Genomic DNA, 15,434 nt, shown 5'->3' with positions numbered 1-15,434 from the left:
ATTTTAAAATGGTTTCAAAATCTGATCTAGATGATTGTTTTGTAGAACTTAACGCATAAAATTCTTTGATGGAAGTTGGAATAATGTTCTGTTCTAAATAACTGTCTAAATAGTTAAAACTTAAACCTGCTTTATATTTAGAAGCAATTCTTTCGTTGAATCTTATTAACTTATCTTTTGGTTCATTTAATGCTTGATCCAAGTTTTTTCTAACCATTAATAGATAATAGTAGCTGTATTGCTGGTTAAAATCAAGATTAACAAGATTGAAACTTTTCAGAATTTTGAATCTTGCAATGCTGCCCATCATTTTGCTTTGCGGATGAAATTCGTCCATGTATTTCATCATCATATAAACCTGAATTCCGTCGCTAATCCAGTAATCGTTTCTTTGATTTAAGTTTACAGAACTTCTTAAAAAGTTGTTTATGTAGGTTTTTAGAAATTTTAATTCGTATAAAAATTCATTTGAAAATGGACTTAAAAATGAAGGTAATTGGTTTAATCCGTAAAAAGGATTTCTATCGTAATCAGCTTGGGAAACTGTAATTTTTTGATACGGATAATTTCCAATATTATCATTTATAAAACTAACAATTCGGTCAATTACAATTGCTTTTTTTATATCGTCTAATTTGCTGTCATCAATGTTAGTAAGTACTTCTATTGTACCATTGCTATAACTGAAATAATTTGATTTTTTACCCAAAAGAAAACTAAAACTTTGTCTGTTTTTTCCTGAAAGCGTATAAGAATTTGTAACAGGATTTTCTATGTAACTATCTTGATTTAAATCAGTTGTTAGTTCAAGACCTTTTGGAATTGATACTTCCAATTCATAATCAGAAAGCGAATTGGCAACATCATCAATATTGGCATTACTATTGGTTACAAAAGCTCCATTTTCATAACGAGCTGGAGTCAAAAAAAAGTCTTTCAGGTAAAAACTATTTTTTTTACCAAATCCATAACCTGTAAACGAATCATTTGGAATTTTAAGTGAGTAAATAAGAATTAATTTTACCGACTGATTTGGAGCTAATTTATTCTCTAATCGAATTCTGATTAAATCAATTTTATTTTCAATTCGACACCAATCTAAAGTTGATTTGTTTTGATCTAAAATGATGACATTATTAGTAAAGCCTTTGTCTTCATCCTTTGCCAGTAGAAAACTGCGTTCAAATTCGTCAGAAAAACGTTTTCCTAAAATTGAATTTTTATCAGAATAAGCATTATTCCAATCGTTTAGAATAATAGTATCTAAAGTGTCATTAGTTTGATTATTGAAAGTCAATTCTTGGTAAACACTTACTAATTTTTTTTCAGCATCAAGAGCAACAGTCATTTTGGAATGATGTTGTGCACTTAAATTTGAAATTACTAAAACTAGTAAAAATGATATATGTTTGAAATTCAATACTTTAATTGTTTGCAAAATGAGATAAATTTCTATTTAGAAATTCGGACTCAAATTGTATTTTTTATAGAAATTATCCAATGCTTCAACCACTTCATCTTCGGTATCAACCACTTTTATTAGGTTCATATCATTAGGATTGGCATTTTTTTGTTTGTCAATCATAACGGTTTTAATCCAATCTAAAAGTCCAGACCAAAATTCAGTTCCAACCAAAATAATTGGAAATTTACCAATCTTTTTTGTTTGAATTAAAGTAACAGCTTCAAATAATTCGTCCAATGTACCAAAACCACCTGGCATTACGACAAAACCTTGTGAATATTTTACAAACATTACTTTGCGAACAAAGAAATAATCAAAGTTTAAGTTTTTATCTTTATCTATATATGGATTGAAATGTTGTTCAAAAGGCAATTCTATGTTTAAACCAACCGAAGTTCCTTCGCCACGATGAGCGCCTTTATTCCCAGCTTCCATTATTCCCGGACCACCACCAGTAATGACGCCATAACCAGCTTTACTGATTTTGTAGGCAATACTTTCGGCTAGCAAATAATATTTATCATCTGGTTTTGTTCTTGCCGAACCAAAAATAGAAACGCAAGGTCCAATTCTAGCCATTGATTCATAGCCATTTACAAACTCGGACATAATTTTAAAAATCGCCCATGAGTCGTTGGTTCTAATTTCGTTCCAAGTTTTTTGTTTTAATTTATCTTGTATTTTTTCGTCTTCGTTTTCGTAATTGTTAAATGACATTTTTATTCTATTTTTTTATTTTTATTAAATACTAAAGTAGTTCTTTTTTTAAAAACTGCCCAGTATAGCTTAGTTTTTTAATAAAAAGAAGTTATTTTATTTTATTATCTTTTTTAGGTGCTAAAAAATTCTCACCTGTTACAACACTTTTCCCAGTATTTTGTTCTAATTCTATACGTGCATTTTTTGCAACTGCACCACCTTTTTTGCTAGCTTTTGCGTTGTCAATCAATCCTTTTGCTTCTTCTTTTTCTGCGATTTGCCTTGTTGATAATTCGGCTAATGCTGTAAAAATTAACTCCGCTTCACTCATGTGATCACGAAGATTTTGTGATTTTAAGTTTTTACTTCTTTATGTTTTTAACACTCAATCCTGTCCATTCTTGATGAATAATATTGGTTAAAATTGCAAAATCTTTTTTCTCATCAATTCCAGCCTCTTTCCAATAATCAGTTAATTTATTGCGGGTTTCTTGTCCCATCATTCGTTGCTGAATCCATTTTTCACTTCTTCCGTGTTGTTTCCAGTTTTCTCTTGCTCTGTCTATACTTTGAGCTGGATCTTGAATTTCTTGAATTCGTTCATATCCAACTTTTGCCAACCATTTCTTGAAAGGTTCAGCCTTTGGAGAAGGAATAGATTGTACAATCCGTAAAACATTTTTTACATTGCCTGCTAGAGTTTTACGATTTTTTCCATTTATTAGCATTGCTACCTGGGGACAATTTGTCCCTATGTAGTTTCCAAGTTCTAAATCTCTTTTTCTAATTTTTTTTAAATAATCTGTGGGATTTACTGAATCGGTAAGTGCCTCAATAATATCAACTAATGAAAAATACCACGTTTCAGTTTCTTCTATGTAACTTCTTCTTATTTGTTTACTCTCAAAAATGGCTAAAGAATTTTTGTTTTACATTTTAATAAAATTAATTTTTCAACTCTTTTTTCAAAAATTGAGCCGTATAGCTCTTTTTATTCTTTATAATTTCTTCAGGAGTCCCTTTACAAAGTATTTCTCCACCAGCTTTTCCGCCTTCCATACCAACGTCAATAATGTAATCGGCAAGTTTAATTACATCTAAATTATGCTCAATAATTAGCACCGAATTTCCTTTATCTACCAATTTATTTATAACATCCATTAATACTCGAATATCTTCAAAATGCAAACCAGTTGTTGGTTCGTCCATGATGTAGAAGGTATTTCCAGTATCTTTTTTAGACAATTCTGTTGCTAATTTTATTCGTTGTGCTTCACCACCAGAAAGTGTTGTACTTTGTTGACCAAGAGTAATGTAACCTAATCCAACATCTTGAATAGTTTTAACTTTTCTATGAATTTTAGGAATTAATTCAAAGAAATCTACAGCTTCATCAACTGTCATATTCAATACATCAGAAATTGATTTTCCTTTGTAACGAATTTCTAAAGTTTCTCTGTTGAAACGTTTACCCATGCAGGTTTCACATTCTACATAAACATCTGGCAAGAAACTCATTTCGATAGTTCTAACACCCGAACCTTCGCAGGTTTCGCATCTTCCGCCAGCCACATTGAAACTGAATCTTCCTGCTTTATAACCACGAATCATCGCTTCTGGCGTCATGGTAAACAAACTTCTAATCTCTGAAAAAACATCTGTATAGGTCGCAGGATTACTTCTTGGCGTTCTACCAATCGGACTTTGGTCAATATCGATTACTTTGTCAATATGTTCTAAACCTTCAATTCTCTTGTAAGGCATTGGTTTTTTGACACCATTAAAAATATGAGCGTTCAAAATAGGGTAGAGCGTTTCGTTAATCAAGGTTGATTTTCCACTACCAGAAACACCCGTTACGCAAATTAGTTTTCCTAATGGAAATTCTACCGTAACATTTTTAAGATTATTTCCGTTGGCACCAGTTAATTTTATTGATTTTCCGTTACCTTCTCGACGTTTTTTTGGAACTTCAATCTGCATTTTACCATTGAGATATTGCGCTGTAATTGTATTTTCTTTCAGCAATTCTTTTGGTGTTCCTTTACTGATAATATTTCCACCAAATTTTCCAGCTTTTGGACCAATATCAATTACATAATCGGCACATTCAATCATGTCTTTGTCGTGTTCTACAACTAGGACAGAATTTCCAATATCACGAAGATTTTTCAAAGAATTAATCAATCGTTCGTTATCGCGTTGGTGTAAACCGATACTTGGTTCGTCCAAAATATAAAGTACGCCAACCAATTGCGAACCAATTTGTGTTGCCAAACGAATACGTTGCGCTTCACCACCAGAAAGTGATTTGGAACTTCTACTTAATGATAAATAATTCAAACCAACATCCATTAAAAACTTCAATCGGTCGTTGATTTCTTTTAGAATTTCTGTTGCAATTGTTTTTTGTTTTTCGGTTAGAACTTTTGGTAAATTTTCAAACCAAACTGTCAATTCTGAAATATCCATTAATGATAATTCAGCTATGTTTTTATCGTTTATTTTGAAGAAAAGTGATTCTTTTTTCAATCTAGAACCATTGCATTCCGGACAATTAATTTCGTCCATAAAGTCTTTTGCCCAACGTTTTATAGTAGTTGAACCACTTTCATCATGCTGATTTTTAATAAATTTAGCAATTCCTTCAAAATCAATTTTGTATTCTTTAGTTACACCAGCTGCTTTTGAAACTACTGAAAATTTTTCATTTCCACCATTCAAAATCATTTCCATTGCTTCATCTGAAATAGTTTCGATGGCATCAGTCAATTTGAAGTTATATTTTTCACCAATAATCTCTAATTGCTTGAACATCCAAGAACTTTTGTACTCACCAAGTGGCGCAAATCCTCCTTTTTGAATAGATAATTTTGGATTGGGAATGATTTTATTTTTATTAATTTCATTTACAGTTCCCAAACCATTGCAATGTTCACAAGCACCTTTTGGAGAATTGAACGAAAATAAATTGGGTTCTGGATTTTGATATGAAATTCCAGTTGTTGGACACATCAAAGTTCTACTAAAAAAACGAACTTCTTTGCTATCATGTTCAATCACCATCATGATATCATCGCCGTGATGCATTGCCGTTTTGATGCTTTCTACTAATCGTTTATCAGTATTCTCATCTTTCTCGATTTGCATTCTATCAATCACAATTTCAATATCATGCGTTTTGTAACGATCAAGTTTCATACCAGGAACGATGTCTTGAATTTCGCCATTTACACGAACTTTTAGGAAGCCCTGCTTCCCAATTTGTTGAAAGAGTTCAGCATAATGACCTTTTCTGGCACGAATTACTGGCGCTAAAATATTAATACGTTTACCAATGAAATTTTCGGTAATCAATTCTTTGATTTGCTCATCTGAATATGAAACCATTTTTTCGCCCGTATTGTAGCTATATGCATCAGCAGCACGAGCAAAAAGCAAACGCAGGAAGTCATAAATTTCGGTAATGGTTCCAACTGTCGAACGAGGCGATTTACTTGTAGTTTTTTGTTCAATAGCAATTACTGGCGAAAGTCCGTCGATTTTATCTACATCTGGACGCTCCAAACCACCAAGAAATTGACGAGCATATGCAGAAAAAGTTTCTATGTAACGGCGTTGACCTTCAGCATAAATAGTGTCAAAAGCCAATGATGATTTTCCCGAACCCGAAAGTCCAGTAATCACCACTAATTGCTCACGTGGAATGTTGATATCAATGTTCTTAAGATTGTGAACTCTTGCACCTATAACTTCAATAAAATCGTTTGTGTCTTGCATAATTTTTGGCAAAACGCAAAAATACAATTTTATGAGCAAATTTCAGTTAGTCGGTTAAGAAGAATTTGTTAAAGATTTTTATATTTGGCAAAAACAATATTTATTTAAAACTATGAAAATTTTAGGAATAGGATCACGCATTAAACATTCAGAATTTGGATTGGGAGTTGTAACCAATGTGACTTCTAAACATTATTGGGTAACTTTTATCGAAAATGGATTGGAAACCATTGATGTTGATAGTGAATTTGAAGTAATAGAAGCAGTTGAAGACGAAGTAGATTCAGTAAGTTTTTATGAAGTTGAAAAAACGTTGAAAAATATTCTTCAGAAATGGAGTGATGTTACTCAAATTGTTCCCATTGCAGACAAATGGAAAGGTGGGAAATTAATCATGGAACCAGGAACACCAACTCAAAATAAAGAAGTGCCAGTTGATACTTTTTTCAATAAGATAATTATGGTTAGAGATCGACTTCGTGTGATGGAGCAAAAAATTAATTCAAGTAATTTAGATAATGCTGAAAAAGTGGAATTACAACAATACATTACAAGATGTCACGGAAGTTTGACGACTTTTAACGTCTTGTTTAAAAGTACCAATGATTATTTTGTTGGTGAAAAGACGAAATAAAAAAGTCTCAGTTTGCAGTCGCAGTAATCAGATAGTTCTGAAAACTGAGACTGCAACTGAAAACTAAAGAACTTTTTTCAAGTTTTATACTTTAAAAGTTTTTTAATGTTTTAATTTTGAGAAATATTGTTTTTTTCAAGGATTTCATTAAAAACATTCTCTTTACCTTGTTTTTTTAATTCACGATAAACATTTTGGATTAAAGTTTCTGCGTCTGTTCTATAAGGTGATTTTTGTTTCACATAAATATTATAAGCTTTGCATAAATTATCAAGAGCTTTTTCATAATCAAAAAGATAACTATTGTAAATTAAGCCAATCCCATAATATACCTCTGGATTTTCTTTATCTAATTTAGCTAGGTTTTCATATGCTTTAACAGCTTTTTTGAATTCTTTTTTGTATTGGTAAGCAACGGCAATATTTTGTAAGGGCATAGTTCCGTTTGGATCAATTTTCAAAGACTTTTCATAGGCATCAATAGCTTCATCATATTTGTTTAATCTTCTATAACATATTCCCATATTGTCATAAGCGAAGGCGAAGTTTTTATCAAAAACAACAGCTTTTTTATAATATTCTATTGCTTTGTCAAAGTTTTCATTTTTAGATTCATCAAGCCCTAATTGATAGTATTTCATAGCTTCATGATTGCGTGATAATGATTTTTCTCCGACAATATCATTTGAAGCAATTTTATTCTTTATAGCTGGACAATTTTCTACTAAATAGCGCTCCATTTCATAATAATACTCTTTGTATTCTTTAGAATCTTTATTAATGTTGATAGAAATATTAAATTCTTTTTTTACATCAGATTCTTTAGAATTTTCATCATATATTGGAATATTAGAAAGTTTTGCAACCATTTGATAGGCTCCAACTTTATCGTCAATACAAGCATGGATTTCTGAAGAAATACTATCATTTGTTTTATATCCAGTCTCAATTGAATCAATGCATTTACATGCTTTTTCAGATAACTCTGCAAGAATTTTCTTTTTGTCAAATTTAAAATCAGTTTTTGTTTCATCAACTTGTGAGTTTAAAACATTTGAAAACAAAATTAATAACAATAGAGAAGTGATTTTTTTCATTTTGTAAGGAATTAGTCCCAAATATAAATAAAATTAGTTGAATATTGAGAATTTTATTTTATTCAATAACCATTTCCTTCAATTGCTCACGATAGGCTTCAAGAATGGTAATTTTAGAAATTAATCCAAAGAATTTTCCGTTTTTGGTAACAGGAATCAGATTTTGATTGGAAGTTTCAAATTTTTCCATAATAGTTTCCATTCCATCGTCATGGTATATGATTTCTTGAGGTTGCGAAAGGATTTCTTTAATTTCAGTGAATTTTATTCGATATGGATTAAAGACGATAGAACGTATATTTTCAAAATCAACAATTCCAAGTAGTTTGTGTTTTTCGTCTAAAACAGGAATTATTTGCTGATTTACATTTGACAAATGTTCAATAAGATTTTCCAACGATTTTTCTAAAGTAATTGTTTTAACATCAGTTTCAACCAATTCAAGAAAATCAATACTTTGCAAGATATTTTTATCTTTATCACTTGTAAAAACGTCACCTTTATCAGCCAATGCTTTAACATCCATTGAATGTGGTTCCATTTGTTTGGAAACGGCAAAACTTATTGAAGAAACAATCATCAATGGAACCATCAAATCATAACCGCCAGTAATTTCACCAATTAAAAATATGGCTGTTAATGGTGCATGAAATAAACCACTTAAAATTCCAGCCATTCCTACAATGGTAAAATTTGTTATAGGAAGATGCGAATTGATATTGGTCAAATCCATAAATTTTGCTACAAAAAAGCCAAGGTACGAACCCACAAATAGAGAAGGAGCGAAGTTACCTCCATTTCCGCCAGAACCTAAAGTTAAACCAGTTGCGAAAGATTTTAATAAGACAATTAAACCAACAAAACCTAATAAAATCCATTCATTACTTTTATGATTTTCTAATAAAGTATTTTCTAGTAAACTTTCAGGATGAGCTGTTGAAAGTGTTTTCATGCTTTCGTAACCTTCACCAAAAAGTGTTGGAAAAAAGAATATTAAAACAGCTAAAATAGTCGCACCAAATAAAGCTTTTTTATAAGTATTACTTTTAAATCGACTAAAAAAATGTTCTACTTTTCTGAAATTTCGAGCATGGTAAACAGACACAAATCCAGCTAAAAGTCCAAGTAGAATGTAGTAAGGCGTGTTGTGAAAGTCAAAATTTTGTTCTTGTTCAAAACTCAGCAAAATATCTTGACTTAATAATACTTTAGAAACCAATGCACCTGTTGCAGCAGAAATCATGATGGGTATAAATGCCGAAATGGCAACATCGGTCAAAACAACTTCTATTGCAAACAAAACTCCAGCGATTGGAGCATTAAAAGCCGCACCAATTCCAGCAGCAACTCCACAAGCTAATAGTAAAATCCTATCCTTTTGAGAAAGTTTATATTTTTGAGCAAAGTTAGAACCAAAAGCAGCTCCAGTAATTGTAATCGGACTTTCCAATCCAGCAGAACCACCAAGTCCAACGGTTAAGGAACTTGTTATAATTTGGGCATACATTTGTTTTTTTGGAATAATTCCACCTTTTTTGGCAACAGCGTAAAGAATTCGCGAGCTACCTTTTTCTATTGAACCATCAAGGAATTTTTTGATAACAAAAACAGTCAGCAAAATACCTATAATTGGAAAAATACTATTGGCATAAGGTAGCTTTAAATATTTATTAGCATAATTGGCAAAAATGAAAACATTATGCGCAAAACTTTTAAGAATAATAACAGCCAAAGCACATGAAATAGCAACAGCAACAGCCGATAAGTATATAAAATTACGTTCAGACAAAATTGTTTTTGCCAAGAAGAATAAAGATTCTAAGCGGCGAGCAATTTTTCTGAAAAATAATTGAAATATGGCTGACTTTCTGTTTGGCATTTTGATTTATTCACTGCGAAAGACAAAAGTAGTGTTTTAAAATTTTACATTAAAAAAATCCGATGAAGGTTATTTTCATCGGATTTTTTATCTTTTAAATGTTTTTTTTTATAAAGCCAAAGGTTTAACATCTCCAGCTGCGGTGATGATATAGTATCTATTGTTTCTGATAATAGTGTTTTTAGGCAATTGGTCTTCTTTAAGTTTGATTCGAATTGTGATATCGTAAAACGCTTGAATAGTTGGTTCAGTAATATCAGGATTCATAACAAAATTGTGATCTTTCACTAAAGCTTGGTTGTAATATTGTGTTGTGTTTTTCTTAATATTATGAATTTCTCCTTTTGGGTCAAAATTGGCATCAGCTTGAGAATACGCCTGATAGCTTCTATAGCTTTCCATTGGATAGGTTACATTAAAACCTTCTTGAAGTATTTTTTCTTTTTTATTCAAATCGGTATTCATAATAAGTGAATAATTTGCCATTTGGTCTTTAAAAACTTCCAAAGCTTTTCTTTGCATTGAGCTTCTAACTTGGTCAAAATTGGTAGTTACATAATCTACTTTTGCGATATCATAAATTTCATTTTTACCACAAATTGATAAAATTTTATCAAAGTCATTGTTATTTCTAAATTTGATTAAGATGTTCTTTTTCAATTCAAATCCAGATGGTTTTTCGTTATACGTTTTTGGATTAAAAATCTTTTTATCAACTGCATAATCATAAGTTGGAACAAATGAAATCATATCGGTTTCAACTACAATTTCTTTATTGAATAATGCTAATTCTTTCATAACATTTCCAATTCTTTCATCAATTAAGTTGGTGGCTTCTTCGGCAGTTTTTCCTAGTTGAAGCACTGCAAATGTTGCAATTTGAGCTGTTGCACGTTCGTTATAAATTCCTTTAATCGTTAAAACCATTTCGTCTTGACTGCTTGAAGTGGTTTGAATTGTGTTTACTCTATTAATAGTATAACCACCATTTCCGTAAGCGCCATTTCCATAATCGGCGTTTCCTTTTTTCTCGTATTGAGCATTTCCCATATCTTGCGCATTCGCAAAATTTAAAGCCATTGTAAGTGCGATTGTTGTAATTAAATTTGTCTTCATTTTTTTAAGTTTTTAAAATTAATGATGCAATGATAGGCTCGTTTTTCAAAGTTGGTTTGGTAAAACTACTTTCAACTAACTGTAAAGTTTTTTAATTACATTTACAGCACTTTTACAGTTGGTTTTCAGTAGAAATATCGAATTGTAGCTTTACTTTTGAATCGAATAATTAGAATGACAGAACTTGAAAAATTTCAGGAATTGAAACAAAAAGTGCTTTTGAAATATCAAGAGCATCATCCTTTTTTTCAAGGAACTTGGAAGACATTTAGTTCGCAGGATATTCAAAATTTGATTGGTTTAATCGAAGAAAAGTGTAAGCAAACGATTAGTGAAAAATGGATTTACACGCATTTAAAACCCGAAACCAACAACAAGATTCCACGAAAAGATATGCTGAATATTCTATCGGAATTTGTAGGTTTTTCAGGTTGGGATGAGTTTACATTTGAAGAAAAAAGTGTTCATACAATTCAAGGAAGTCAATCAGAAAAATCGAAAATATCTAAAAAATGGCTTTTACTATTGTTTATTCCATTGGCTTTGGTTGTTGTATTTTTTAGCAAAAAAGAAGAGTCAAAACCTAAAACAATTCAATTAAACAATGAATATACGAATGAAAAAGTCAATGCAGAAGAAGTTAAGGTTTTTGAAGTTAAAGATTCAGTCAAACAAGAATTAGAAATAAAAGAAGGTAAAGTTCAAGTTTCAAATAATGGTAATGAGAAATCAAAATTGGTCATTCAAAGTCCGTTTTACTTGCCAAAGACAATAGTAATTAATCCAAATGGAACAACAACAGAACCTCCAAAACGAATTGATTTAAAACCAGATGATTATGCAATGATGCTTAAGGCTTTTATGTTATCAGATATTAAAGATTGGCAAACAAGAAAAGAGCAATTGAATAAAATATTATCAGATAATTTGGAAGTAATTGTAATGTTAAAAGACGATTTGGGAGCCGAATATTTCAATAAAAGCGAGTTTTCTCAAAAGTTGATTGTACCAACGGCTTCGTTAAAAAAGATGAAGATTGTTGAAATTAAAAACGATGCTACTGATAAAATTCAGTTCATTAGAATTAAACAAGAATAGAATGAATAAGAAATTTTTATTTATAGTTATTTTATTATGCAACTTTTTTGTTAATGCTCAAGATGTTATGAAAGAAAGTGTTTCAGAAAAGAAAGCCGCTTCAACAATGTCTTTAAATAAAAGATTTTCAGCCAAAGTTTTGAATGTTTATCAAGAAAATTCTAAAACCAAAGTGGAAGATTTGTTTTCTTATTTTCAGATGCTTACTGATGTTACATTGAATGATGATTTGAAGAAAGAAGTTGTAAAAAACATTAATTTGTTGTTTCTAAATCCCAATACAATGGTGGTTGATTTTACTTCGGATTCTTTTGATAAAATCACGTTACAACAGTTTATTCAAAAGCTTTTAATTTCTGAACCCATTTTATTTTCAGTTTCGGATGAAAGCAGATATGATTCTGTTGAATATCAAAGTTGGAAAACTGGATATACTGTTTCAAGAACAAAATCGGGCATAGTTTTAAAAACTAAAATTGTTCAAAAAGTGTATTTTTTCGAAACTCCAAAAATGTTTGGTGAAGAAACTAAAGTGGTTTTTTCTACACTTCTAGGTGAAATGTAATTGTTCAATTAGATTTTGAAATAACTGTTTTTATAAGATTTGACACGAATTGCACAAATTGACACGAATTTTAATTTTACTTTATATATTTCACGAATCATTATCTGATTTATCAGATTCCATTAGTGTAATTTTCCATTTTCAATTTGTGTAAATTTGTGCAATTCGTGTAAAAGATGATTGTTTATTTGGCTTTAATATTTAACTCACGTTACTTTATATTTCTCAATGCTTCACGCTGACTTAAAGGTTTTAAATTGGTTGAATTTACATATTCTGAAACTCCACTTGGATTAAAACGACTGTAATCTCTCAAAGCCCAACCAATTGCTTTTTGAATAAAAAACTCTTTAGATTCTTTATGTTTTTCACATTCTGATTTTAGTAAATCGAAATTGGTTTTTTCTTTATAACTCAACTGAAAAATAATGGCACTTCGATTCAACCACATATTATTGGAATTCGAAAAGCGTTCAATTACTTCATAAGTTTCATTTGGAAATTGTTGTAAATAGCCACCGAGCAAATATTTGGCAACAACATCAACTGAATCCCACCAAGAGTTTGTAATAATTAGATTTTCAATTAATTTAATATCCTCTAAAACATAGTTTTTCTTGAATTCCTTAACCAATAAATCGATAGCACATTGATGAAATTCGCGTTCTTTTTTCTTGAATAATTCCCAAGCAATAGTTTTGAAATTTGCTTTTATTTCAGATTTGGATTTTTCGTAATTCTCTTTAAAAATTGCTCTTCTTTCTTCGGTTTTTATTCCTAAGAAAGAGAAATTATTTTTCATATAATTCTCCATCGGAATGGCTAGTTCTCGATTGGCTTTTCGATGTAAATTTTGTCCTAAATTTCGTATAAAATTCATTCTAATTCTTTTAATTTCTCTTCGCAATGATTACGTAATTCTTCAAAAAACAAAGTAAATTCTTCTTCAAATTCGGAATAAAACTCTTGAACTTCAACAATCGATTCTTGCATATTGGCGCGATGTTTAGTTCGATAATCCATTTGGAACAAAATCATTTCTAAGCCAGCTAATGACGCATAACTTACTAACCAATTTCGAGCAATCATATAAGGTAACATTCCTTTTGTTTTTTCTGTTAGAATGTCGTAATTATCTTGAAGTAATTTGTAGAATTCATCTGCATAATCTTCTAATTTTTCATCAGAGTAGTTGTTCCAATTTTTAGCTAAAAAATGGTCATAAACAATATCCATAATCACACCAGAATAATGTCCGTATTTTTCGTGTAAACGATGTTTGCTTTTACGGTAAATAGGATGCGCGTCTGTAAAAGTATCAATATAACGATGCAAAAGAATACCTTTTCGAATTTCATCAGGATAATCCAAATAATGGTGCCCACGAACACTATCAGCCATAAAATTTCCAATTTTAAGCAAATCGTTGTTTCCAGAAAGATATATGTGAGCTAGGAAATTCATTATAGGTTGTGGGTTGTAGGTTTTGGGTTTTAGGTTTTTTTTGGTTTAGTAGTTTGTAACTAGGTAAATGTACTAAATTAATTCAAATTTTTTTATTGCTTTCAACTTGTTATATTTGTATAAATTTAAAAGTAGGTAACCTAAAACCTACAACCCATAACCTAAAACCTTTACAAATGACTTTAATCAAATCAATATCAGGAATTCGTGGAACTATCGGTGGAAAAGTAGGTGATAATTTAACTCCAGTTGATGCTGTAAAATTTGCTTCTGCTTATGGAACGTTTCTGAAAAATAATAGTTCAAAAGAAAAACTAACCGTTGTAATTGGTCGTGATGCCAGAATTTCAGGTTCTATGATTCAAAACTTAGTGCAAAACACTTTACTTGGATTAGGTATAAATGTTATCGATTTAGGACTTTCTACAACACCAACTGTTGAAGTAGCAGTTCCATTGGAAAAAGCTGATGGTGGAATTATTTTAACAGCTTCGCATAATCCAAAACAATGGAATGCACTTAAATTATTGAATGAAAAAGGTGAGTTTTTGAATGGTGATGATGGTGCAAAAATTTTAGAAATTGCAGAAGCAGAAGCTTTTGATTTTGTTGATGTTGATTCGTTAGGCGAAATCACTACCAACGATTCTTATATGGATATTCACATTGATGAAGTACTAGAGTTACCTTTAGTGGATGCTGATTTGGTAAAAACCAAGAAATATAAAGTAGTAGTAGATGCTGTAAATTCTACAGGTGGAATTGTAATTCCGAATTTATTAGAACAAATGGGAGTTGAAGTAGTAAAATTATATTGCGAACCAAACGGTCATTTTCCTCACAATCCAGAACCTTTGAAAGAACATTTGGGCGATATTTGTAAATTGGTTGTAGAAGAAAAAGCCGATTTCGGAATCGTGGTCGATCCAGATGTTGACAGATTGGCTTTTATATCGAATGATGGCGAAATGTTTGGCGAAGAATATACTTTGGTAGCGATTGCTGATTATGTTTTGAGTAAAACTCCAGGAAATACGGTTTCTAATATGAGTTCATCTCGTGCATTGAGAGATATTACGAATAAACATAATGGAAGTTATCAAGCAAGTGCTGTTGGTGAAGTGAATGTAGTAGAATTGATGAAAGCTACAAATGCTATAATCGGTGGTGAAGGAAACGGCGGAATCATTTATCCTGAATTACATTACGGAAGAGATAGTTTGGTAGGAGTAGCGTTATTCTTAACTTATTTGGCAAACCAAGACAAAACAGTTGCCGAACTTCGTGCAAGTTATCCGCAATATTATATGAGTAAAAATAAAATTGAATTGACACCTCAAATTGATGTAGATGCCATATTAGTTGCGATGACTGAAAAATATAAAAATGAGGAAATCAACACAATTGATGGTGTGAAAATTGATTTCGCTACGGAATGGGTTCATTTAAGAAAATCAAATACGGAACCAATTATCAGAATTTATACCGAAGCTCCAACTCAAGCCGAAGCTGATAAATTAGCTTTTAGAATTATTGATGAAATAAAAGCAGTTGCTGGAATATAGAAAAATAAAAAATTTAAGAATACCTTCATCCTTGATTTGTTTCAGTTTGAAGGTTTTTTTTGTATACTATTT

13 protein-coding genes and 1 pseudogene are annotated in these 15,434 nt (G+C 30.8%); 4 read left to right on the top strand and 10 right to left on the bottom strand.

Annotated elements, in window-relative coordinates; genetic code table 11:
* The 5 genes and pseudogenes from O9267_RS05730 to uvrA form a co-directional block, all read right to left on the bottom strand.
* Positions 1-1,438: pseudogene (locus O9267_RS05730) on the bottom strand (aminopeptidase); the annotation flags it as partial.
* Between the two features lie 18 nt (positions 1,439-1,456).
* Entirely contained in the window at positions 1,457-2,182 is a 726-nt protein-coding gene (locus O9267_RS05725) for a TIGR00730 family Rossman fold protein (protein ID WP_298177046.1), read from the bottom strand.
* A 91-nt stretch (positions 2,183-2,273) separates the two neighbouring features.
* Positions 2,274-2,495, bottom strand: coding sequence for a hypothetical protein (locus tag O9267_RS05720; RefSeq protein WP_298177045.1), 222 nt, complete (start codon positions 2,493-2,495; stop codon positions 2,274-2,276).
* A gap of 31 nt (positions 2,496-2,526) precedes the next feature.
* A complete protein-coding gene (locus O9267_RS05715; protein ID WP_298177050.1) occupies positions 2,527-3,042 on the bottom strand; it encodes a BRO family protein in 516 nt (171 codons plus the stop codon).
* Positions 3,043-3,109: 67 nt separating this feature from the next.
* Entirely contained in the window at positions 3,110-5,944 is a 2,835-nt protein-coding gene (gene uvrA, locus O9267_RS05710) for an excinuclease ABC subunit UvrA (protein WP_298177043.1), read from the bottom strand.
* A 112-nt stretch (positions 5,945-6,056) separates the two neighbouring features.
* Here uvrA and O9267_RS05705 point away from each other — a divergent pair, with 112 nt between their 5' ends.
* Positions 6,057-6,578 carry a hypothetical protein gene (locus O9267_RS05705; RefSeq protein WP_298177041.1) on the top strand — a complete coding sequence of 174 codons (522 nt, stop codon included), beginning with the start codon at positions 6,057-6,059 and terminating at the stop codon, positions 6,576-6,578.
* Positions 6,579-6,688: 110 nt separating this feature from the next.
* Here the strand turns inward: O9267_RS05705 and O9267_RS05700 are convergent, their stop codons facing one another.
* The 3 genes from O9267_RS05700 to O9267_RS05690 form a co-directional block, all read right to left on the bottom strand.
* Positions 6,689-7,675: a tetratricopeptide repeat protein gene (locus O9267_RS05700; protein WP_298177039.1), complete on the bottom strand. Its 987-nt coding sequence runs from the start codon at positions 7,673-7,675 to the stop codon at positions 6,689-6,691.
* A gap of 58 nt (positions 7,676-7,733) precedes the next feature.
* On the bottom strand, positions 7,734-9,554 hold the full coding sequence (locus O9267_RS05695) for a chloride channel protein (protein WP_298177037.1): 1,821 nt from the start codon (positions 9,552-9,554) through the stop codon (positions 7,734-7,736).
* Positions 9,555-9,662: 108 nt separating this feature from the next.
* Positions 9,663-10,670, bottom strand: a complete 1,008-nt coding sequence (locus tag O9267_RS05690; RefSeq protein WP_298177035.1) for an SIMPL domain-containing protein — start codon at positions 10,668-10,670, stop codon at positions 9,663-9,665.
* A gap of 174 nt (positions 10,671-10,844) precedes the next feature.
* Between O9267_RS05690 and O9267_RS05685 the strand changes: the two genes are divergently transcribed.
* The gene (locus tag O9267_RS05685; protein ID WP_298177033.1) at positions 10,845-11,768 is read left to right on the top strand and encodes a hypothetical protein; all 924 of its coding nucleotides are present in this window, start codon (positions 10,845-10,847) and stop codon (positions 11,766-11,768) included.
* Between the two features lies 1 nt (position 11,769).
* Entirely contained in the window at positions 11,770-12,333 is a 564-nt protein-coding gene (locus O9267_RS05680) for a hypothetical protein (protein WP_298177031.1), read from the top strand.
* 211 nt (positions 12,334-12,544) lie between these two features.
* Here the strand turns inward: O9267_RS05680 and O9267_RS05675 are convergent, their stop codons facing one another.
* Both O9267_RS05675 and O9267_RS05670 read right to left on the bottom strand, forming a co-directional pair.
* Entirely contained in the window at positions 12,545-13,213 is a 669-nt protein-coding gene (locus O9267_RS05675) for a DNA alkylation repair protein (RefSeq protein WP_298177028.1), read from the bottom strand.
* Positions 13,210-13,797: an acyl carrier protein phosphodiesterase gene (locus tag O9267_RS05670; RefSeq protein WP_298177026.1), complete on the bottom strand. Its 588-nt coding sequence runs from the start codon at positions 13,795-13,797 to the stop codon at positions 13,210-13,212. The genes O9267_RS05675 and O9267_RS05670 overlap by 4 nt, the downstream gene beginning before the upstream one ends.
* 176 nt (positions 13,798-13,973) lie before the next feature.
* Between O9267_RS05670 and glmM the strand changes: the two genes are divergently transcribed.
* Positions 13,974-15,362: a phosphoglucosamine mutase gene (gene glmM / locus O9267_RS05665; RefSeq protein ID WP_298177024.1), complete on the top strand. Its 1,389-nt coding sequence runs from the start codon at positions 13,974-13,976 to the stop codon at positions 15,360-15,362.
* Positions 15,363-15,434: the final 72 nt, after the last annotated feature.

It is taken from the genome of Flavobacterium sp. (genome assembly GCF_027531705.1).
In the GTDB taxonomy this organism is placed as follows: Bacteria; Bacteroidota; Bacteroidia; order Flavobacteriales; family Flavobacteriaceae; genus Flavobacterium.
This window is presented reverse-complemented; position numbering and strand designations above follow the sequence as displayed.

What these genes read in the sequence shown, in the direction of transcription:
- glmM (WP_298177024.1), top strand. Translation starts at nt 13,974, where the DNA reads ATGACTTTAATCAAATCAATATCAGGAATTCGTGGAACTATCGGTGGA.
- O9267_RS05720 (WP_298177045.1), bottom strand. Translation starts at nt 2,495, where the DNA reads ATGAGTGAAGCGGAGTTAATTTTTACAGCATTAGCCGAATTATCAACA.
- O9267_RS05680 (WP_298177031.1), top strand. Translation starts at nt 11,770, where the DNA reads ATGAATAAGAAATTTTTATTTATAGTTATTTTATTATGCAACTTTTTT.
- O9267_RS05685 (WP_298177033.1), top strand. Translation starts at nt 10,845, where the DNA reads ATGACAGAACTTGAAAAATTTCAGGAATTGAAACAAAAAGTGCTTTTG.
- O9267_RS05675 (WP_298177028.1), bottom strand. Translation starts at nt 13,213, where the DNA reads ATGAATTTTATACGAAATTTAGGACAAAATTTACATCGAAAAGCCAAT.
- O9267_RS05690 (WP_298177035.1), bottom strand. Translation starts at nt 10,670, where the DNA reads ATGAAGACAAATTTAATTACAACAATCGCACTTACAATGGCTTTAAAT.
- O9267_RS05700 (WP_298177039.1), bottom strand. Translation starts at nt 7,675, where the DNA reads ATGAAAAAAATCACTTCTCTATTGTTATTAATTTTGTTTTCAAATGTT.
- O9267_RS05725 (WP_298177046.1), bottom strand. Translation starts at nt 2,182, where the DNA reads ATGTCATTTAACAATTACGAAAACGAAGACGAAAAAATACAAGATAAA.
- O9267_RS05670 (WP_298177026.1), bottom strand. Translation starts at nt 13,797, where the DNA reads ATGAATTTCCTAGCTCACATATATCTTTCTGGAAACAACGATTTGCTT.
- uvrA (WP_298177043.1), bottom strand. Translation starts at nt 5,944, where the DNA reads ATGCAAGACACAAACGATTTTATTGAAGTTATAGGTGCAAGAGTTCAC.
- O9267_RS05695 (WP_298177037.1), bottom strand. Translation starts at nt 9,554, where the DNA reads ATGCCAAACAGAAAGTCAGCCATATTTCAATTATTTTTCAGAAAAATT.
- O9267_RS05705 (WP_298177041.1), top strand. Translation starts at nt 6,057, where the DNA reads ATGAAAATTTTAGGAATAGGATCACGCATTAAACATTCAGAATTTGGA.